Annotated in this window: 1 pseudogene; it reads left to right on the plus strand. The window is 45.7% G+C overall.

Features of this window, described 5'->3' with window-relative positions:
- Nucleotides 1-470 (plus strand): annotated as a pseudogene (locus tag J7R05_RS07910) (double-strand break repair protein AddB); the annotation flags it as partial.

The raw sequence follows: 470 nt of genomic DNA on the forward strand, positions 1-470 counted from the left end.
CCCTTGACTATGGGGATCACTAACGAAGGAATGAGCCGAGCCCTGCGGGATACTCATGTTCCTTCACTCCCTTCACGCTGGCTACAACGTTTAGAAACTGTCGTAGGAAAACAGGTCTGGAAACAAATCCGTGCACGAGGTGAAAGGGTGCTCCATTGGGCAAAAATGCTTGACAATACAAACATGGCTGTCTGTGCAAAACGCCCTTGCCCAATACCGCCCCTTGATATGCGCCCTCGCCATTTTTCGATCACTGAAATAGAAACGTTGAGGAATGAACCTAATGCCATTTATACCAAAAAAATCTTGCGTCACAAACCACTTAAATCACTCATCCATGTCCCTGGCTCGGCGGAACGAGGAACGCTTTATCATGCTATTCATGCTGCTTTTGGAACACAAGTATAAAATCCAAAAGCCGCAAATGCATTAGATATACTCCTCACTCTTGGGCGACAAGAATTTGATAA

Origin of the sequence: Bartonella capreoli (genome assembly GCF_902813205.1) — a bacterium.
GTDB classification, from domain to species: Bacteria; Pseudomonadota; Alphaproteobacteria; order Rhizobiales; family Rhizobiaceae; genus Bartonella; species Bartonella schoenbuchensis.